Origin of the sequence: Ruegeria faecimaris (assembly GCF_900182615.1) — a bacterium.
Lineage (GTDB): Bacteria > Pseudomonadota > Alphaproteobacteria > Rhodobacterales > Rhodobacteraceae > Ruegeria > Ruegeria faecimaris.
Map to the genome: position 1 here is coordinate 1 of NZ_FXTE01000005.1, position 19,669 is coordinate 19,669.

Consider the following 19,669-nt stretch of genomic DNA (forward strand, 5'->3'; position numbering starts at 1 on the left):
ATTGCTGCGGTCAGCGTCGTCTTGCCGTGGTCAACGTGGCCAATCGTGCCGATGTTGACGTGCGGCTTATTACGCTCAAACTTTTCCTTTGCCATGATGGCCTCCTTTATCGGTAATGAAGGGAGCCCGCTAATCGAGCTCCCTCAAATTTTCGCTTATGCGTATTTCGCCTGGATCTCGTCCGAGATGTTCTGCGGAACCGGATCGTAGTGGTCGAACTGCATGGTGAACTGGGCACGGCCAGACGACATCGAACGCAAGGTGTTGATGTAGCCGAACATGTTGGCCAGCGGCACAAACGCGTCAATCGCGATGGCGTTGCCACGGTTTTCCTGCCCGGAAACCTGTCCCCGACGCGATGTCAGGTCACCAATGATGCCACCGGTATATTCTTCCGGTGTGATCACTTCGACCTTCATGATCGGTTCAAGCAGTTTCGCACCCGCTTTGCGCATGCCTTCGCGCATACCCATACGAGCGGCGATTTCAAAGGCCAGAACCGAAGAGTCCACATCGTGGAATTTACCTTCGATCAGGGCAACCTTGAAGTCGATCACAGGGAAGCCAGCCAGCGGGCCGCTATCCATGACGGATCTGATGCCTTTTTCAACGCCCGGGATGTATTCCTTGGGCACCGAACCACCAACAACACGAGATTCGAACGAATAACCTTCGCCCGGCTCTGTTGGGGTGATGATCATCTTCACCTCGGCGAACTGACCCGAACCACCCGACTGTTTCTTGTGGGTGTAAACGATCTCGGCTTCGTGACCGATGGTTTCGCGATAGGCCACCTGCGGCGCACCAATATTCGCTTCAACCTTGAATTCACGCTTGAGACGGTCAATCAGGATGTCCAGGTGAAGTTCGCCCATGCCCTTCATGATGGTCTGACCCGATTCCAGATCAGTTTCCACACGGAAGGACGGGTCTTCGGCGGCCAAACGGCCCAGACCCTGGCTCATTTTTTCCTGGTCAGCCTTGGTTTTCGGCTCAACCGCGATCTCGATCACCGGATCGGGGAAGGTCATGGTTTCCAGAACCACCGGATCGCCGGTCGAACACAGAGTGTCGCCCGTGGTGGTGTCTTTCAGACCTGCCAGCGCAATGATGTCGCCCGCGAACGCTTCGGTGATTTCCTCACGTTCGTTCGAGTGCATCATCATCATCCGGCCGATACGCTCTTTCTTACCCTTGGTCGAGTTCAGAAGCGTGTCGCCCTTGGACAGAGTGCCCGAGTAGATGCGGGTAAAGGTCAGCGAGCCAACAAAGGGGTCGTTCATGATTTTGAACGCCAGACCCGAGAACGCCATATCATCATCCGCACGGCGGGCGATGTTACGGGTTTCTTCTTCGTCACCAGGTTTGAAGCCCATGTAATCGACAACGTCCAGCGGGCTGGGCAGATAGTCGATCACAGCGTTCAGCAGCGGCTGAACACCTTTGTTTTTGAACGCCGAACCACCCAGAACCGGAACAAACGCGATTTCCAGAGTACCTTTGCGCAGCAGGGCGCGCAGGGTTGGAACGTCGGGCTCATTGCCTTCCAGGTATTCCATCATCGCGTCGTCGTCCATTTCGACGGCCGCTTCGACCATTTTACCGCGCCATTCGTCAGCCATGTCCTTCAGGCTGTCGCGGATCGGTGCTTTGACCCAGCTTGCGCCTAGGTCTTCGCCCTGCCACAGCCATTCTTCCATGGTGACTAGGTCGATCAGGCCTTCCAATTCGGTCTCTGCGCCGATCGGAATACCAACCGGAACAGCGCGTGCGCCGGTACGGTCTTCGATCATTGCAACGCAGTTGAAGAAGTCCGCGCCGATCTTGTCCATCTTGTTGACGAACACCATCCGCGGAACCTTGTAGCGGTCAGCCTGACGCCACACCGTTTCGGTCTGAGGTTCAACACCGGCGTTTGCGTCCAGAACGCAGACGGCACCGTCGAGAACCGCCAGCGAGCGTTCAACTTCGATGGTGAAGTCAACGTGGCCGGGGGTGTCGATGATGTTCAGGCGGTGCTTGGGCGAGTCGGCAGTTACACCGTCTTCAGTGCGTTCCCAGAAAGTGGTGGTCGCAGCCGAAGTGATAGTGATTCCGCGTTCCTGCTCCTGCTCCATCCAGTCCATGGTGGCTGCACCGTCGTGCACCTCACCGATGTTGTGGGATTTGCCGGTGTAGTACAGGATGCGTTCCGAGCAGGTCGTTTTACCTGCATCGATATGCGCCATGATACCGAAGTTACGGTAATGGTTGAGTGTATATTCGCGTGCCATTTCAATAAGCCTCTGGAATTACCAACGGTAGTGGCTGAAGGCTTTGTTCGCCTCGGCCATCTTGTGGGTGTCTTCACGCTTCTTCACAGCGGTACCGCGGGACTGTACAGCGTCCAGCAGCTCACCGGCGAGGCGTTCTTCCATGGTGTTTTCGTTGCGGCCACGCGCAGCAGTGATCAGCCAACGGATGGCCAGTGCTTCGCGGCGCTCGGGGCGCACTTCGACCGGAACCTGATAAGTTGCACCACCAACCCGGCGCGAGCGAACCTCGACCGACGGCTTGATGTTGTCGAGTGCTTCGTGGAACACTTCGACAGGGGCGCGCTTGATCTTGCCTTCAACGCGGTCAAAGGCGTTGTAAACGATGCGCTCTGCAACCGACTTTTTACCGTCGATCATCAGGTTGTTCATGAATTTAGTCAGTACCTTGTCGCCAAATTTGGCGTCAGGCAGGACTTCGCGTTTTTCGGCGGCGTGACGACGTGACATATCAGCCTCTCCTTCTTATTTGGGACGCTTCGCGCCGTATTTCGAACGACGTTGCTTACGGTCTTTGACGCCTTGGGTATCCAGAACACCGCGCAGGATGTGGTAACGGACACCGGGAAGGTCTTTTACACGGCCGCCACGGATCAGAACAACCGAGTGTTCCTGCAGGTTGTGGCTTTCACCGGGGATGTACGAGATGACCTCGAACCCGTTTGTCAGGCGCACTTTGGCAACCTTACGCATCGCCGAGTTCGGCTTTTTCGGTGTGGTTGTGTAAACACGTGTGCAGACGCCGCGTTTCTGCGGGCACTGCTCCAGGTGCATGGACTTCGAGCGTTTTACTTTCGGCTGCCGCGGCTTGCGGATCAGCTGTTGGATCGTTGGCATTCCGGTTATATCCCCGTTTTGCAACACACATGACATGCACGCGTGATGCGTGCGGTTAAATTCGCTGCACTCGTGCGTCCACAAGCGCAAAACCCGCGAGCGTTCCCATTCCGAGGTGAACGTCGCGGTTTGTTATCAGAGGGCGCGAACGATAAAAGAGTTCGGGCCTTGACCAGTTCATTACTGAAATCGGTTTTGGGGCGGCCCCCGGTACCGAGATGTGGCGCGTAATAGGGGGAGTCGGACCCAGTGTCAACAGTACAGCTGATCCGTTCCACATCAGGCCGTTTCGCGCTGGAACCAAAGCTCATCCAGTCTTACCGCCCGTTGCAGGAACAGGTCCGTGCAGGCATAGTCAGCCCATTGGTCTGGACCACGGATGAATCATGCAAATACTTGGCCTGTGTCGTTTTTCCTATCCCGCCCATGGCGGCTTTCAGATCGAACACGAAACGATCGAGGACCGGCGCTCCTATCTGTATCAACCTGACCGGCTGGAAGAGCGGTTTCGCCTGTTTGAAACTACTAGCCTGCCCTGCATAAAAGAGCAAACCGACGAGGATTTTCAGTTTCTCATCGTGATCGGTACATGCCTGCCAAACCCGGCACGCGAACGTCTTTACGACTTAACAGCGGGCATGCCTCAGGTACAGATCATCGCACGCGAACCAAAGCGTCATCGCAGGGTCATGAAAGAAATCCTGAATTCAGCGCGCACCAAACCGGACGCCCCCTGCATCCAGTTCCGCCACGATGATGACGATGCGGTTTCGGTCGATTTCGTTGAGCGCTTGCGCATCGCCGCAGATGAGGGTCAGGGCCTAATGCGGAATCACAGAACCGTTGCGATTGACTACAATCAGGGGTTCCTGGCCCGTTTCGGTGCAGATGGCATCAAGGCGGCACAGGTGTATCAACCTTTGCTGGGGGTGGGCTTTGCAATGTACTCCGCCGGCGGAAGTGACTTGACGATCATGAATTTCGCACATCACCGGATCGGAAATTTCATGCCCGTTATCAGCTATCCGGATGCACCTATGTGGGTCCGCACGCTTAACCAGTTCAACGATTCTCCGCATGCGCGAAACAGTAAGACCGAGCTGTCCCCCCTAACCTCTGAACAGGAAGGCGAATTCATCGCACGGTTCGCCATCGACCAGGACGCCGTTCGCCGCATTCATTCGGCAGATTGACGCGTCCTTTCACGGAACAGCATGAACATTCCTGCCCCAACCACTAAGGCCGCGCCCGCCATCGTAATCCTGTCGGGCCAGTCCCCAAATACGGCCCAGCCCAAACCCAACGCCCAGATCAGACTGGAATAACGAAACGGCGCGATAAAGCCGATCTCACCAGCGCGCATGACAATGACGCTGAACAAATATCCTGTCAGAACAAAGACCGCAGCAAACGCTACCATCGAACCGGCGGCTGCCGGAACCGGAACCCAGCCCGAGACAGAGGTGACAAGAACCGCCGTCAATGTAATCGTCGCGGTTGTTGCCAGCGTTACTGCAAGTGATGGCACATGCACCGACATGCGTCGCGTAATCAAATCCCGGGCAGTTACCGAAGCAACTGCGATCAAAGCATATATCGCGTAGATGCTGAAACCATCCGTGCCCGGGCGAACAATCAGCAACATACCGGCGAACCCGAAAACGATGGCAAGAATCCGACGCCAACCGATATACTCTTGAAAAAACAACGCGGCTCCAAGTGTTACGGTTAATGGCAAGGCCAGCAGAATGGCCGTCACGTTTGCCAACGGCATATGCAGCAGCGCGACCAAAAAGAAAATTGTCGCCAACAATTCGGCGAGACAACGTGCCGCGACCAACCACTTGTCATGCCGCGGAAAGTTCAGATGCAACGCCCCATAGTACCGTGCCAGAAGATACACCAGAATGGTCGCCAAAACCCCGCGGATGGCAACCATCTGAAACAGCGGTATCTGGGCTCCGGCGGCCTTGATCAAAGTGTCATTGATGGTGAAGGCAGCCATGCTGCCCATCATCAGCAAAGCACCCCTGAAATTCGGCGTCACTCTTTTTGAACTCCGCATTTGGCCACGAAGTGCATTTGGCGGCGTTCAAGAAAGAGATGTCAATATGGCTCCGCCCGCCAATGCTCTGCTAGCATGACATTTCCAATGGCGCTTCATGCAGAGCCACACCCGAGCCTGAAATGAAAAGGCCCCGCGAAATCGCGGGGCCTGATCTTTGGAATGTAGGATCGCTTATTCGCGGCTTTCCGGTGTTTCCACCAGAACATCCAGCTCATCCCCGACCATATCGTCATCCATCATCGGCGCAGCCAGAGCAGCGGCGGCTTCGGCCTCTTCCCGGCGGGCTTCGATGACAACGTTGTCACGCGACTGCGCGACGCGCTGTACGCTTTGCGTTGCGCCACCGGTACCGGCTGGGATTAGACGACCGACGATGACGTTCTCTTTCAGGCCAACCAGTTTGTCTTTCTTACCCTGAACCGAAGCTTCGGTCAGAACGCGTGTGGTTTCCTGGAACGACGCCGCCGAGATGAACGAACGCGTCTGCAGCGAGGCTTTGGTGATCCCCAAGAGGATCGGCTCGCCCTGAGCCGGACGTCCACCGCGGGCGAGGGTCTTCTCGTTGGCCGCGTCGAACTCCTGCTTGTCGACATGTTCGCCTTTCAGCAGGGTGGTGTCACCTGAATCCAGGATCTCCCACTTCTGCAGCATCTGGCGCACGATCACTTCGATGTGCTTGTCGTTGATCTTCACGCCCTGCAGACGATAAACATCCTGCACTTCGTCGATCATGTAATCCGCCAGCGCTTCGACACCCATGATGGACAGGATGTCATGCGGGGCCGGGTTACCGTCCATCAGGTATTCACCCTTCTGGATGAAGTCACCTTCTGCAACCGGGATGTGCTTACCCTTGGGCACCATATACTCGATGGTCTCCATGGACTCGTCAGCCGGCTCAATGCTGATGCGACGCTTGTTCTTGTAGTCGCGGCCAAAGCGCACGTAACCATCAGCTTCTGCGATGATCGCGTGATCCTTGGGACGACGGGCTTCGAACAGTTCGGCAACGCGCGGCAGACCACCGGTGATGTCCTTGGTCTTGGCACCTTCACGCGGGATACGCGCGACAACTTCACCAGCTTCGATCTGCTGACCGTCTTCGATCGACAGGATCGCATCCACCGACATCGGATAGTGAACCGGGTTGCCCGCATCGTTACGGACCGGTTCGCCATCTTCGCCAACCAGAATGATCTCAGGCTTGAGGTCGCTGCCTTTGGGGGCCGCGCGCCAGTCGATCACGATCTTCTGGGTCATACCGGTTGCATCGTCGGTCACGTCGCGGACAGCAATGCCCGAAACCAGATCAACATATTTCGCGGTACCGGACTTTTCGGCGATGATCGGCAGGGTGTAAGGATCCCATTCGAACAGCTTGTCGCCACGGTTCACCTTGGTGCCATCCTTGACGAACAGCTTCGAGCCATAACCCAACTTGTGGTTGGCACGCTCTTCGCCATGTTCGTCTTTGATCACCATCTTCATGTTCCGGCCCATGACCAGGCTTTCGCCCGCGGAATTGACCAGGATCTGCGGGTTCTCGAACGAAACGACACCGTCGTGGCTGGCTTCCTGGAACGACTGCTGACCACCTTGCGCAACACCACCGATGTGGAAGGTCCGCATTGTCAACTGCGTACCGGGTTCACCGATGGATTGGGCGGCGATGATGCCGACAGCCTCACCCGTGTTGACCATAGTACCGCGTGCAAGGTCACGACCGTAGCAGGTTGCACAGACGCCTTCCTCGGACTCACAGGTCAGAGGCGAACGGATGCGCATCGACGCAACAGCGGCCTCATCAATGATATCAGCCATACGTTCGTCAATCAGCTGACCCGCAGCGACCAGAACCTCATCGGTACCGGGACGCAGAACGTCATCGGCAGAGACACGGCCCAGCACACGTTCGGCTAGCGAAGCAACAACTTCACCGTCGTTTACCGCGGCTTCCGCAGTGATCGCACGCTCGGTTCCACAATCGAGCTCACGCACGATGCAGTCCTGTGCCACGTCCACCAGACGACGGGTCAGGTAACCCGAGTTCGCCGTTTTCAGAGCAGTATCCGACAGACCCTTACGGGCGCCGTGGGTTGAGTTGAAGTATTCAAGAACGGTCAGACCTTCCTTGAAGTTCGAGATGATCGGCGTCTCGATGATGTCACCGTTTGGTTTGGCCATCAGGCCGCGCATACCGCCCAGCTGTTTCATCTGAGTGACCGAGCCACGCGCGCCCGAGTGGGCCATCATGTAGACCGAGTTCGGTTCCTTTTCAGACCCGTCCTCTGCCCGATCCGAAGATGAGATCGTGCTCATCATCGCTTCGGTTACACGATCGTTACACTTCGACCAGGCATCAACAACTTTGTTGTACTTTTCACCCTGAGTGATCAGGCCGTCCATGTACTGCTGTTCAAAATCCTTCACCTGACCACGGGTTTCATCGACGATGCCCCATTTGTCATCAGGGATCACCATGTCGTCCTTACCGAACGAGATACCGGCGCGGAACGCTTCCTTGAAGCCCATCGACATGATCTGGTCACAGAAGATGACCGACTCTTTCTGACCGCAGTAACGGTAGACGGTGTCGATCACTTGCTGCACTTCTTTCTTCCGCAGCAAACGGTTGACCAGTTCGAACGGCGCCTTGTTGTTCATCGGCAGCAGAGCACCCAGGCGCACTCGGCCCGGAGTGGTTTCAAACCGCTGTTGAACTTCATTGCCTTCACTGTCGATCTGAGTAATCCGCGCAGTGATCTTGGTGTGCAGATGCACTTCACCGGCGTCCAGCGCGTGCTGAACTTCGTCGATCGAGCCAAAGACCTTGCCTTCGCCCGGCATACCTTCGCGTTCCAGTGTCACATAGTACAGACCCAGGATCATATCCTGCGAGGGAACGATGATCGGCGCGCCGTTTGCTGGCGACAGAACGTTGTTTGTCGACATCATCAGCACGCGGGCTTCCAGCTGGGCCTCAAGGCTCAGCGGGACGTGAACGGCCATCTGGTCACCGTCGAAGTCGGCGTTAAAGGCCGAACAGACCAACGGGTGCAGCTGGATGGCTTTACCTTCGATCAGAACCGGTTCAAACGCCTGAATGCCAAGACGGTGCAGGGTCGGCGCACGGTTCAGCATGACAGGGTGTTCGCGGATCACCTCGTCGAGGATATCCCACACTTCGGGACGCTCTTTCTCGACCAGTTTCTTCGCCTGCTTCACGGTCGAAGACAGACCCTTGGCTTCAAGGCGCGAGTAGATGAACGGCTTGAACAGTTCCAGCGCCATCTTTTTGGGCAGACCACACTGGTGTAGCTTGAGTTCCGGACCGGTCACGATGACCGAACGGCCCGAGAAGTCTACGCGCTTACCCAGAAGGTTTTGACGGAAGCGACCCTGCTTACCCTTCAGCATGTCCGAAAGCGATTTCAGTGGACGCTTATTGGCACCGGTGATCACGCGGCCACGACGGCCATTGTCGAACAGAGCATCGACGGATTCCTGCAGCATCCGCTTTTCGTTGCGGACGATGATGTCAGGTGCGCGCAGTTCGATCAGACGCTTCAGACGGTTGTTCCGGTTGATGACGCGGCGATACAGATCGTTCAGATCCGAGGTCGCGAAACGGCCACCATCCAGCGGAACCAGAGGACGCAGTTCCGGCGGAATGACCGGAATTACAGTCATCACCATCCATTCGGGGCGGTTGCCCGACTCGAGGAAGCTTTCGACAACCTTCAGACGCTTGATGATCTTCTTGGGCTTCAGCTCACCGGTTGCTTCGGCCAGATCAGCGCGCAGCTGTTCGGCTTCGGCTTCCAGATCGATCTGGGCCAGCATCTCACGAATGGCTTCGGCACCGATGTTCGCGGTGAACGCGTCCATACCATAGGCATCCTGCGCGTCCATGAACTCTTCTTCGGTCAGCATCTGACCATAGGAGAGGTCGGTCAGACCGGGCTCGATGACAACATAGTTTTCAAAATACAGAACGCGTTCCAGATCGCGCAGCGTCATGTCCAGCATCAGACCGATGCGGGACGGCAGCGATTTCAGGAACCAAATGTGTGCGACGGGCGCGGCCAGCTCGATATGACCCATACGCTCGCGGCGGACTTTCTGCAGGGTGACTTCCACACCGCATTTCTCGCAGACAACGCCGCGATATTTCATCCGCTTATATTTACCGCACAGACATTCGTAATCTTTGATCGGGCCAAAGATACGCGCGCAGAACAGACCGTCACGTTCGGGTTTGAACGTCCGGTAGTTGATGGTTTCGGGTTTCTTGATCTCGCCATAAGACCAAGAGAGGATCCGTTCCGGGCTGGCCAATGAGACCTTGATCTCGTCAAAGACCTTAGGCGGCGTCAGCGGGTTGAACGGGTTATTGGTAATTTCCTGGTTCATTTTGCGTCCTTACAAATTGGGATGGGATGAGTTTGGGGCGTTGCCGCCCCTACTCTTCCTCCGCATCCAGGAGTTCCATATTCAGGCCGAGGCCACGGACTTCTTTCACCAGAACGTTAAACGATTCCGGTACGCCCGCTTCAAAGTTATCCTCGCCCTTGACGATCGACTCGTACACTTTGGTCCGGCCGGCGACGTCATCCGATTTCACGGTGAGCATTTCCTGCAGGGTGTAGGCGGCGCCGTAAGCTTCCAGAGCCCAGACTTCCATCTCACCAAAGCGCTGACCACCGAACTGCGCCTTACCACCCAGCGGCTGCTGGGTAACCAGGCTGTAAGGCCCGGTTGAACGCGCGTGGATTTTGTCATCCACAAGGTGGTGCAGTTTCAGCAGGTACTTGATGCCCACGGTCACCGGACGTGCAAACTGCTCACCCGTACGACCGTCGAACAGAACCGACTGACCGCTTTGCGAGAAGCCCGCGCGCACCAGAGCGTCATTGACGTCTGCCTCTTTGGCGCCATCAAAGACCGGAGTCGCGATCGGAACACCACGGGTCACGTTGCCCGCAGCCTCGATCAGGTGACCCTCGTCCATGCCAGTGATGCCTTCTTCATAGACATCGTCGCCATAGGCCAGCTTCATTGCTTCGCGAACCGGGGTCAGGTCGCCAGAGCGGCGATATTCACCCAGCGCGTCGTCGATGTTCAGACCCAGACCGCGCGCGGCCCAACCCATGTGGGTTTCAAGGATCTGACCAACGTTCATACGCGAAGGAACACCCAGCGGGTTCAGACAGAAGTCAACCGGCGTACCATCGGCCAGGAACGGCATGTCTTCCATCGGAACAACCTTGGAAATTACACCTTTGTTCCCGTGACGACCGGCCATCTTATCGCCCGGCTGCAGCTTGCGCTTCACGGCGATGAAGACTTTGACCATCTTCATCACACCCGGCGGCAGGTCGTCGCCACGACGAACCTTCTCGACCTTGTCTTCGAAACGGGCGTCCAGAGCACGCTTTTGCACTTCGTACTGCTCGTTCAGAGCCTCAACGATCTGTGCGTCCTGCTCATCTTCCAGCGCCAGCTGCCACCACTGACCACGGGTCAGGGTTTCCAACAGGTCCTCGGTGATCACCGACCCTGGCTTGACGCCTTTCGGGCCTTTGACCGCGGTTTTACCCATGATCAGGCCTTGCAGACGCGCATAGATGTTGCGGTCCAGGATCGCCAACTCGTCGTCCCGGTCACGGGCCAGACGTTCGACTTCTTCCCGCTCGATCTGCAGCGCACGCTCGTCTTTCTCGACGCCGTGACGGTTGAAGACGCGGACCTCAACGACCGTACCGTAATCGCCCGGCTTCACGCGCAGCGAAGTGTCGCGCACGTCAGATGCTTTTTCGCCAAAGATAGCGCGCAGCAGCTTTTCTTCCGGGGTCATCGGGCTTTCGCCCTTCGGAGTGATCTTGCCGACCAGGATATCGCCCGGTTCAACATCCGCGCCGATGTAAACGATGCCCGCCTCGTCGAGGTTACGCAGCGCTTCTTCACCGACATTCGGAATATCGCGGGTGATCTCTTCCGGACCCAGCTTGGTGTCACGGGCGGCGACTTCAAATTCCTCGATATGGACCGAGGTAAAGACGTCGTCACGCGCAATACGTTCCGAGATCAGGATCGAGTCTTCGTAGTTGTAACCGTTCCACGGCATGAACGCGACGACCACGTTCTTACCCAGGGCCAGTTCACCCATATCGGTGGACGGACCATCAGCAATGACTTCGCCCTTCTGGACGGTGTCACCCACTTTGATCAGCGGACGCTGGTTGATGCAGGTGTTCTGGTTCGACCGCTGGAATTTGCGCAGACGATAGATGTCAACGCCAGCGTCGCCCAGTTCCAGATCCTCAGTCGCGCGGATAACGATACGCTGGGCATCGACCTGATCGATGATACCGGCGCGTTTCGCCTGAATCGCAGCACCTGAGTCAATCGCAACCTTTTCCTCGATTCCGGTACCAATCAGCGGTGCCTCGGCCCGCAGCAGCGGAACCGCCTGACGTTGCATGTTCGAGCCCATCAGAGCGCGGTTAGCATCGTCATTTTCAAGGAACGGGATCAGCGATGCAGCAACCGATACCAGCTGTTTTGGGCTGACGTCGATCAGGTCCACATTCTCGCGTGGGGCCAGAGTGTAGTCACCTGACTGACGAGTCGAAACCAGATCGTTGATGAACTTGCCATCCGAATCCAGTGTCGCGTTCGCCTGTGCCACCGTGTGACGCATTTCCTCGGTCGCGGACATGTAGTGAACCTCATCGGTCACCTCGGCGTCTTTGACGACACGGTACGGTGTTTCGATGAAGCCATACTTGTTCACACGGGCAAAGGTCGCCAGCGAGTTGATCAGACCGATGTTCGGGCCTTCCGGCGTTTCAATCGGGCACATCCGGCCATAGTGTGTCGGATGAACGTCGCGCACCTCAAAGCCCGCACGCTCGCGTGTCAGGCCACCGGGGCCAAGCGCCGAAAGGCGGCGTTTGTGGGTAACTTCCGACAGCGGGTTGGTCTGGTCCATGAACTGCGACAGCTGCGACGAGCCGAAGAATTCGCGGACAGCAGCAGCAGCCGGTTTCGCATTGATCAGGTCCTGAGGCATGACGGTGTCGATCTCGACCGACGACATACGCTCTTTGATCGCGCGCTCCATGCGCAGCAGGCCAACGCGGTACTGGTTTTCCATCAGTTCGCCGACCGAACGCACACGACGGTTGCCGAGGTGGTCGATATCGTCGATGTCCCCTTTGCCGTCACGCAGTTCAACCAGAGCCTTGATGCAGGCCACGATGTCTTCGCGGCGCAGGGTGCGCAGCGTATCGGGCGCATCCAGAGCCAGACGCATGTTCATCTTTACACGGCCAACGGCGGACAGGTCATAGCGCTCGCTGTCAAAGAACAGCGTTTCGAACAGCGCCGAGGCCGCTTCGACGGTGGGCGGCTCACCCGGGCGCATGACGCGATAGATATCCATCAGCGCTGTGTCGCGGCCCATGTTCTTGTCTGCCGCCATGGTGTTGCGCATGTAGGGGCCGACATTGATGTTGTCGATATCCAGAACCGGAATATCAGTGACGCCCGCGTCGATCAGCTCTTTCGCGGTGCCTCCGATCAGCTCGCCGTCTTTGTCGTATTCCAGCGTCAGCTCATCACCAGCTTCGACATAGATCGCGCCGGTTTCTTCGTTGATGATGTCCTTGGCGACAAACTTCCCGACGATGTGATCGAACGGAACCAACAGCTCGGTGACGTTGCCTTCATCGATCAGCTTCTTGACCGCGCGCGGGGTAACTTTCTTGCCCGCTTCGGCAATCACTTCACCGGATTTGGCGTCGATCAGGTCATAGGTCGGACGCGTACCGCGTGCACGCTCGGGGAAGAACGGTGCTATCCAGCCCTTCTTCTTGTCCAACTTGTACGACACCGTGTTGTAATAGGCGTCCATGATCGCTTCTTGATCCAGACCCAGCGCATACAGCAGCGTTGTCACAGGCAGTTTGCGGCGACGGTCGATACGGGCGAACACGATGTCCTTGGCGTCGAACTCAAAGTCCAGCCAGCTGCCGCGATACGGGATGATGCGGCAGGCAAACAACAGCTTGCCCGAGGAATGGGTCTTGCCCTTGTCGTGGTCAAAGAACACACCGGGCGAACGGTGCATCTGGGACACGATCACACGCTCGGTACCGTTCACAATGAACGTCCCGTTTGGTGTCATCAGGGGCATATCCCCCATGAACACGTCCTGTTCCTTGATGTCTTTGACCGACTTGGCGCCAGTGTCCTCGTCGACATCAAACACGATCAGACGCAGAGTGACTTTCAGCGGCGCGCTGTAGGTCATGTCGCGCTGCATGCACTCTTCGACGTCGTATTTGGGTTTTTCCAAATCGTATTTCACGAACTCCAGAACGGAGGTTTCGTTGAAATCCTTGATCGGGAAAACCGACTGGAACACGCCTTTGATGCCTTCGCCGTCTGTCGGCACATCTGCATCGCCGGAGCGCAGGAATAGATCATATGAAGATTTTTGTACCTCAATGAGGTTCGGCATCTCCAGCACTTCGCGGATTTTGCCGTAATATTTCCGAAGACGTTTCTGGCCAAGGAACGATTGAGCCATGTCAGATGTCACCTTTCGATGTTCTCAGCGGACAAAGACACCGTCGGGCCCCGGTGCCTTGCACATTAGAGACAACACGTCCGGATCAATTCGTGGCCACCGTCCCGAATGGCGGCCTCCCGATCCATGAACCGCGTCTTAGAAAACACCCCAATCCATGAGGTCCTTTCTAAGACAGGTTCGGCTGGACCCGGATTTCTCCGGGACCAGCCAAATTTCCGGTGCATCTGCGATGCACCAAAAGACTGACTTAGGCCAGTTCGACCTCGGCGCCAGCTGCTTCCAGCTTGCCTTTGATGTCTTCGGCTTCGTCTTTCGACACAGCTTCTTTGATCTTGCCGCCAGCTTCGACCAGCTCTTTGGCTTCTTTCAGGCCCAGACCGGTGATGCCGCGAACTTCTTTGATCACGTTGATTTTCGAAGCGCCGGCGTTCTTCAGAACGACGTCGAATTCGGTTTTTTCTTCCTCAGCTGCGCCACCGGCGTCGCCACCGGCTGCCATGACAACCGCGCCGCCAGCTGCGGGCTCGATGCCATATTCGTCTTTGAGGATGGTTTTCAGTTCTTGTGCTTCCAGCAGGGTCAGACCCACGATGCTTTCTGCGAGTGCTTTCAGATCAGCCATTTTATCAGCTCTTTCCGTTTACAGTGTGTGTTCCAACGTCAGGGTGACTACCCTACGCAGATCATTCAGTGCCAACCGCTTACGCAGCTTCCGCCTTCTCTTCGATGGTGGAAAGGATGCTTGCGATGTTGCTTGCAGGTGCGCCAATTGCGCCAGCGATGTTCGAAGCAGGTGCGCCCAGCATGCCCGCGATAGTAGCAATAAGCTCCTCGCGCGAAGGCATTTTGGACACGGCTTCGACGCCGGCACGATCCAGAGCGTTCTCACCCATTGCACCGCCAAGAATTTCGAACTTTTGGTTCTCTTTGGCGTAGTCCTGGGCCACTTTGGCTGCTGCCACAGGGTCCTCAGAATAGGTCAGAACGGTCATCCCCGTCAGCAGGTCGGCAATGCTTTCACATGGCTTTCCGTCGAGGGCGATTTTGGCGAGCCTGTTCTTGGCAACACGCACGGCACCACCCGCGTCACGAGCACGTGCGCGAAGGTCCTGCATCTCGGCAACTGTCAGACCGGCGTAGTGTGCAACCACTACGACGCCAGAGCTTTCGAAGATTTGGCCGAGCTCGTCGACCACTTTCTCTTTCTGGGCTCTATCCACAGTTTTCTCCAAGTTAGGGGTGATATCTCACCCCGGCTCATATTTGCCGCAGCTTACGCTCCGGCGTTCAGGTCCGTTGTTACGGGATTAGCCAAAATTCGCCCGAGGATCGAAGCCCTCAGAATTCTTTGGTCTTACCCGTCTCAGGCAGGGAATTAAGGGGTCAGATGACACCACCCACCGTCTTGGACGAAACAAAATAAAGCGCACGACGAATCGCACGCTTTACTTCGCAGCTCTCTTTATGGCAGTTACGCCGGGTTTCCAAGGGGTAAATTGGGCAGAAACCGGAAATGATCGAGCAGCGCAGCTGGCATCGGAACAGTGTCCTAGATTGACATGTTCCATGCGCTGAGGTCCAGTCTGGTTAAGCCCCTTTCTTCTTAGGTATCCATCCCTGAATGCTGACCCTCACCACAGACGAATACGAACGCGCGCGCGGCTTTGTTCAGGAGTTCCTGGATCAAACGCCCGAGGATGGACCGGCGGGTTTCGAATGCGTCTATCGTTCTCATGATTTTGCGGGCTCGCGTATAGTGCTCAGGGTCCGGGGTGCGCGCCGGGACTATGCCCTAAAGGTCGATACGGAATCGCCCGGGACGGGACGTTTGCGCGATGAGTTTGACATGCTCGGAAAGCTGACCGCCCATTTTGCACGATACGAATCTGCGGGGGTTGTCGACCCGGTTTACATATCACCGGGTGATGCGTTTTTTGTGACGCAGTTTATTGACCGCCCCACCGCTGCGGATCTTATCCATAACAGCCCGGATGACGACCAGATCGGCCGCATCTATCGCCGCGCCGGATCGTGGCTGAACGACCTGCACAGCTTTCAACCCATCAAGACCTATAGCTTCCGGCCCAGTTGGATGGTCGACAAGCTTCAGGCTTTGCTAGGCCTTGTCCCAGATACAGTGCAGCCTTGGGGGCAGAAGATGGTTCAGCACCTGACCCATGAGGCCGCACAGCTAAAGGGCATAACTGACTTGCTGATCCATGCGCACGGAGATTTTCACAGCCAAAACCTGATCGTCGGGCAAGGTGAGATGATCGGTCTGGATTTAACCGAAGCACGCGAAAAGCTGGCAGTTTACGATATCGTCGACTTTCTGAAATCCGATATCTTTCGCGATGGCACTGAGGATCAAATTGATCAAAGCGGCATCCTGAAAACAAACAAGGACATGTTCTTTCGCAAATACCGCCATCCAATTCAGATGGACGTTCTGGATATGTGTATGCGCGCACGTCTGGTGATGGATTGGCTGGACTTATGGCGATTGGACAGATCCTGCAGCGAATACGAGAGTTTTCGCAGAGACCGCCTGAACCTGCGCCTGCAAGCCGTGTATGAGTGAGGCTGAAAAAGAAAGACCCGAACAGCCTTCACCGTTCGGGTCCAATCATTTTAGCTGTAAGCTAGGGACTTATTCGCCCGCAGCAGCAGCCACATCCAGAGTCACGCCTGGGCCCATGGTCGAGCTCAGCGCGATTTTCTTCATGTAAGTGCCTTTGGCGCCTGTTGGCTTGGCTTTGGCAACAGCGGTCACAAATGCACGAACGTTTTCTGCCAGTTTGGCTTCGTCGAAGGACGCTTTGCCAACGCCAGCGTGCACAACGCCGCCTTTTTCAGCTTTGAACTGAACTTCGCCGCCTTTGGCTGCTTCTACGGCCGCTTTCACGTCCATGGTCACAGTGCCAACCTTGGGGTTCGGCATCAGGTTGCGGGGGCCCAGAACTTTACCAAGACGACCAACGATGGGCATCATGTCCGGGGTTGCTATGCAACGATCGAATTCAATGGTGCCGCCCTGAATGGTTTCCATCAGATCTTCTGCACCAATGATATCCGCCCCTGCTTCTTTCGCTTCGTCAGCCTTGGGGCCACGAGCGAATACAGCAACGCGCATTGTTTTACCGGTGCCATTCGGCAGGCCAACAACGCCACGAACCATCTGGTCCGCGTGACGGGTGTCAACGCCCAGGTTCAGAGCGATTTCGATGGTCTCATCGAATTTCGAAGTTGCGTTGGCTTTGACCAGGGCAACTGCTTCTTCGACCGACAGGTTTTCCTTGCCAGCGACAGCTTCGCGCGCAGCGCGGGTACGTTTACCGAGTTTTGCCATCTTACTTCACCTCGATGCCCATAGAGCGGGCCGAGCCCAGGATGATCTGCATTGCGCCTTCGACGTCGTTGGCGTTCAGATCTTTCATTTTGGCTTCGGCGATTTCGCGAACCTGCTTCGAGGTCACGGATGCCACGGTCTCACGACCTGGGTTTTCCGCACCACGGGGGCGATTACGCTTGCCAACCGGCTTCAGGCCAGCTGCTTTTTTCAGGTAATAAGACGCAGGAGGCGTCTTGATGTCCATGGTGAAGGACTTGTCCTGATAATAGGTGATCACGGTCGGGCAAGGCGCTCCTTGCTCCATGTCTGCGGTCTTGGCGTTGAACGCCTTGCAGAATTCCATGATGTTGATGCCGCGCTGACCCAGCGCCGGACCAACTGGCGGCGAGGGGTTCGCCTGACCTGCAGGAACCTGCAGTTTCATTGTACCAGCAAGCTTCTTGGCCATTTGGTTTTCCTTTCAACTAAGGTGAAACGCGTTCCACCCGGTTTATGTTGCGTGGTCCGATCCGGGATCGCGATCCCGGTAATCTCCCACGAGAGAATCTCGCCCAAAGACGATAGAGGCGGCATGTACAGGGGAACGGAAGTGTTGGCAAGGGTTTGAATCACGGCTTGAAGCAGCCACATCGAACCCAAACCGACCCTCGCACAAAAGCTAAGCAACAGCAAACCAGCATCTGTCATCGCCCAATGAGATTGCACCCGCTACATGCACAACCTTGCGGGCTATCAGAGCAACTTAGCAGCCGCCATAGTTCTTGTTTCCACTCGCCGTGATTGTGTAGGTTCCGCCTCTTGGACCCGTGTAGCATCGTGAGGTCACGCGCCTAACGCTGGCAACCGGTCGGCGGTACGAAGATACTTTCCTGATCTGAGCACCCCACTCACACGCGAGACCATCGCCATCAAGATCCAAATTATGTGGATCAGATACAGGTCCACCAGACGCTAAGAAGAACCTTTGCGCTGCTGCGCCATTCGGAAAGTCATCACAATCATAGTCAACCCCTGCTGCCTCGGATGAAAACGGTCGCTCGTAGGATTTGGTCCCAGCTGTAGACAGGCTGTACTGACCATAATTGCTATTACCACATTGGTTTACTTTTCGAGCAGCCAGCTCTGCTTCGATCATCAGTTTCCCCCGCAATGTCGTACTTGGGAGCCGATACGCGGAACACAGCTCTGCGGACGATGCGCGCGCTACTTTCGAGGACAACACTTCGGGTGACAAAACATCAGCGGTACACGCAGCCAAAATCAAGAAAACAAAATAGATGAACGCACGCATGAAAAACGCCTTGTGGTCACTTTTCGGAAAAAACATTCGGTCAAATCAATAGGGCAGTTATGTACCAACCCAGATCATCAATGTAAACGTTCAGCCAGCCAAGATGCCGCACTGGCTAGGGCAATGCGGCCCCTCAAAATCCACCGAATAAATTTTGCCTCCTGCCTCTGGTCATCCACGCCCTCGACCATCCCGTCAAAATCCACGAATGGACCAGAGTAGGCCCTGACCTTCTCGCCGATTTCGAACGAGATCATCAGCTTGGGCGCTTCGCCACCTCGCTGAGTGATGTAGAAAACCTGGTGCACCTCTGCCTTGCTTGCCAGTTGTCGCGCAAAGGCAAATCAGGACTGTGTGATTGCCAATATCCCAAGCGCGATCAGGCTGGCCCAGCCGATGCGGTGGAGAAAGCGCGGCTCTTTCAGGACGAGCGCGGCAAGGACTACGGATACCGGAATCGAGGCCTGCCGAACCGCGCTGACAGGTGCGGCCTCGGCGCCTAACTGGAAAGCTTTCAGGATAAAAAGATAAGATAGATAGGACGCAACCCCCGCGAATACGATCCGCCACGGGGCGAGTGTCCAGCCTCGTACCACGCCTAGAAATGGGGTCGACATATGGCGATCTTCCCAGGCCCGGATGCCGGCAAGGGTCAATGTCACCAGGATATAACAGTAGAACAGGAAAGGCGCGGGCGTTGTTTTTTGCATAGCGCCTGCATCGCTAAGCGAATAGGCGGCCGAGCCCAGCATCGCCATGACAGCCAGTGCAAAAGCCTTGTGATCATGCAGCAACCCGCCCGGCGATTTCTGGATCATCAGGCTGCCCATCAAGACCAGCGAAATCCCCACAAGGATGAGCCACGAATACTGCTGATCCAGCGCAAGCCAGCTAAAGGCAACGATGGCAATCGGCGAGGACCGGATGATCGGATAATACACCGAAAGGTTGCCCCGGCGCAGGGCTGAAAGCGTGCCATAGTAATAAAAACTCAACCCCAGGGAAGAAACCAGCACCAGAGGCCAGACCTCGCGGCTGACGGTCAGGGGCTGGCCAACCAGTCGAGCGTGAAGCGCCGCAAGAATGACCCAGGTCAGCGCTACACCGACATAACAGGACACCGGATGCGCCGTGTCTTTCAACAACAGATCCCGCAGCGGATGTGTCGCCGCCGAAATCAGAACCAGAACAATCAGGCCAAGTTCCATAT

Annotated in this window: 15 protein-coding genes; 2 read left to right on the plus strand and 13 right to left on the minus strand. The window is 56.3% G+C overall.

All coding sequences use genetic code 11. The features are described 5' to 3' along the window. The 4 genes from FN806_RS10675 to rpsL all read right to left on the minus strand — a co-directional run. On the minus strand, positions 1 to 95 hold a 95-nt coding region (locus FN806_RS10675), incomplete at its 3' end, for a GTP-binding protein (RefSeq protein WP_034866829.1). Positions 96 to 155: 60 nt separating this feature from the next. Beyond that, complete coding sequence (fusA, locus tag FN806_RS10680) at positions 156 to 2,273, minus strand: elongation factor G (protein WP_142636902.1); 2,118 nt, start codon at positions 2,271 to 2,273, stop codon at positions 156 to 158. Positions 2,274 to 2,291: 18 nt separating this feature from the next. Beyond that, positions 2,292 to 2,762 (minus strand): 30S ribosomal protein S7, encoded by a 471-nt coding sequence (gene rpsG / locus FN806_RS10685; RefSeq protein ID WP_008756926.1) that lies wholly within the window; start codon positions 2,760 to 2,762, stop codon positions 2,292 to 2,294. A 15-nt stretch (positions 2,763 to 2,777) separates the two neighbouring features. Beyond that, on the minus strand, positions 2,778 to 3,149 hold the full coding sequence (gene rpsL, locus FN806_RS10690) for a 30S ribosomal protein S12 (protein ID WP_005621086.1): 372 nt from the start codon (positions 3,147 to 3,149) through the stop codon (positions 2,778 to 2,780). A 386-nt stretch (positions 3,150 to 3,535) separates the two neighbouring features. Here rpsL and FN806_RS10695 point away from each other — a divergent pair, with 386 nt between their 5' ends. Then, positions 3,536 to 4,342 (plus strand): putative rhamnosyl transferase, encoded by an 807-nt coding sequence (locus FN806_RS10695; RefSeq protein ID WP_142636904.1) that lies wholly within the window; start codon positions 3,536 to 3,538, stop codon positions 4,340 to 4,342. On the opposite strand, the gene FN806_RS10700 is transcribed toward FN806_RS10695, so the two are convergent. The 5 genes from FN806_RS10700 to rplJ all read right to left on the minus strand — a co-directional run bounded on the left by FN806_RS10700 (position 4,327) and on the right by rplJ (position 15,036). Further along, entirely contained in the window at positions 4,327 to 5,214 is an 888-nt protein-coding gene (locus tag FN806_RS10700) for a DMT family transporter (protein ID WP_142636906.1), read from the minus strand. The genes FN806_RS10695 and FN806_RS10700 overlap by 16 nt on opposite strands. Positions 5,215 to 5,388: 174 nt before the next feature. Continuing rightward, positions 5,389 to 9,630, minus strand: a complete 4,242-nt coding sequence (gene rpoC / locus FN806_RS10705; protein WP_142636908.1) for a DNA-directed RNA polymerase subunit beta' — start codon at positions 9,628 to 9,630, stop codon at positions 5,389 to 5,391. Positions 9,631 to 9,679: 49 nt separating this feature from the next. After that, positions 9,680 to 13,813: a DNA-directed RNA polymerase subunit beta gene (gene rpoB / locus FN806_RS10710; RefSeq protein WP_142636910.1), complete on the minus strand. Its 4,134-nt coding sequence runs from the start codon at positions 13,811 to 13,813 to the stop codon at positions 9,680 to 9,682. 250 nt (positions 13,814 to 14,063) lie between these two features. Next, positions 14,064 to 14,438 carry a 50S ribosomal protein L7/L12 gene (rplL, locus tag FN806_RS10715; protein WP_142636911.1) on the minus strand — a complete coding sequence of 125 codons (375 nt, stop codon included), beginning with the start codon at positions 14,436 to 14,438 and terminating at the stop codon, positions 14,064 to 14,066. Positions 14,439 to 14,517: 79 nt separating this feature from the next. After that, positions 14,518 to 15,036: a 50S ribosomal protein L10 gene (gene rplJ / locus FN806_RS10720; protein WP_142636913.1), complete on the minus strand. Its 519-nt coding sequence runs from the start codon at positions 15,034 to 15,036 to the stop codon at positions 14,518 to 14,520. A gap of 401 nt (positions 15,037 to 15,437) precedes the next feature. Between rplJ and FN806_RS10725 the strand changes: the two genes are divergently transcribed. Further along, positions 15,438 to 16,397: a phosphotransferase gene (locus FN806_RS10725; protein ID WP_142636915.1), complete on the plus strand. Its 960-nt coding sequence runs from the start codon at positions 15,438 to 15,440 to the stop codon at positions 16,395 to 16,397. A gap of 69 nt (positions 16,398 to 16,466) precedes the next feature. Here the strand turns inward: FN806_RS10725 and rplA are convergent, their stop codons facing one another. The 4 genes from rplA to FN806_RS10750 form a co-directional block, all read right to left on the minus strand. Further along, a complete protein-coding gene (gene rplA, locus FN806_RS10730) occupies positions 16,467 to 17,165 on the minus strand; it encodes a 50S ribosomal protein L1 (RefSeq protein WP_142636917.1) in 699 nt (232 codons plus the stop codon). 1 nt (position 17,166) lies between these two features. After that, entirely contained in the window at positions 17,167 to 17,616 is a 450-nt protein-coding gene (gene rplK / locus FN806_RS10735) for a 50S ribosomal protein L11 (RefSeq protein ID WP_085823307.1), read from the minus strand. A gap of 920 nt (positions 17,617 to 18,536) precedes the next feature. Continuing rightward, complete coding sequence (locus tag FN806_RS20855; protein WP_142636919.1) at positions 18,537 to 18,767, minus strand: transcription termination/antitermination protein NusG; 231 nt, start codon at positions 18,765 to 18,767, stop codon at positions 18,537 to 18,539. 36 nt (positions 18,768 to 18,803) lie between these two features. After that, entirely contained in the window at positions 18,804 to 19,667 is an 864-nt protein-coding gene (locus tag FN806_RS10750; protein ID WP_142636921.1) for an EamA family transporter, read from the minus strand. Between the last annotated feature and the right edge of the window lie 2 nt (positions 19,668 to 19,669).

Bases quoted from the DNA above. Each gene is read 5' to 3' on its own strand.
- rplK (WP_085823307.1), bottom strand. From the start codon at position 17,616: ATGGCCAAGAAGCTTGCTGGTACAATGAAACTGCAGGTTCCTGCAGGT.
- rplL (WP_142636911.1), bottom strand. From the start codon at position 14,438: ATGGCTGATCTGAAAGCACTCGCAGAAAGCATCGTGGGTCTGACCCTG.
- FN806_RS10695 (WP_142636904.1), top strand. From the start codon at position 3,536: ATGCAAATACTTGGCCTGTGTCGTTTTTCCTATCCCGCCCATGGCGGC.
- rplA (WP_142636917.1), bottom strand. From the start codon at position 17,165: ATGGCAAAACTCGGTAAACGTACCCGCGCTGCGCGCGAAGCTGTCGCT.
- FN806_RS10700 (WP_142636906.1), bottom strand. From the start codon at position 5,214: ATGCGGAGTTCAAAAAGAGTGACGCCGAATTTCAGGGGTGCTTTGCTG.
- rpoC (WP_142636908.1), bottom strand. From the start codon at position 9,630: ATGAACCAGGAAATTACCAATAACCCGTTCAACCCGCTGACGCCGCCT.
- rpsL (WP_005621086.1), bottom strand. From the start codon at position 3,149: ATGCCAACGATCCAACAGCTGATCCGCAAGCCGCGGCAGCCGAAAGTA.
- rpoB (WP_142636910.1), bottom strand. From the start codon at position 13,813: ATGGCTCAATCGTTCCTTGGCCAGAAACGTCTTCGGAAATATTACGGC.
- FN806_RS10725 (WP_142636915.1), top strand. From the start codon at position 15,438: ATGCTGACCCTCACCACAGACGAATACGAACGCGCGCGCGGCTTTGTT.
- fusA (WP_142636902.1), bottom strand. From the start codon at position 2,273: ATGGCACGCGAATATACACTCAACCATTACCGTAACTTCGGTATCATG.
- FN806_RS10750 (WP_142636921.1), bottom strand. From the start codon at position 19,667: ATGGAACTTGGCCTGATTGTTCTGGTTCTGATTTCGGCGGCGACACAT.
- rpsG (WP_008756926.1), bottom strand. From the start codon at position 2,762: ATGTCACGTCGTCACGCCGCCGAAAAACGCGAAGTCCTGCCTGACGCC.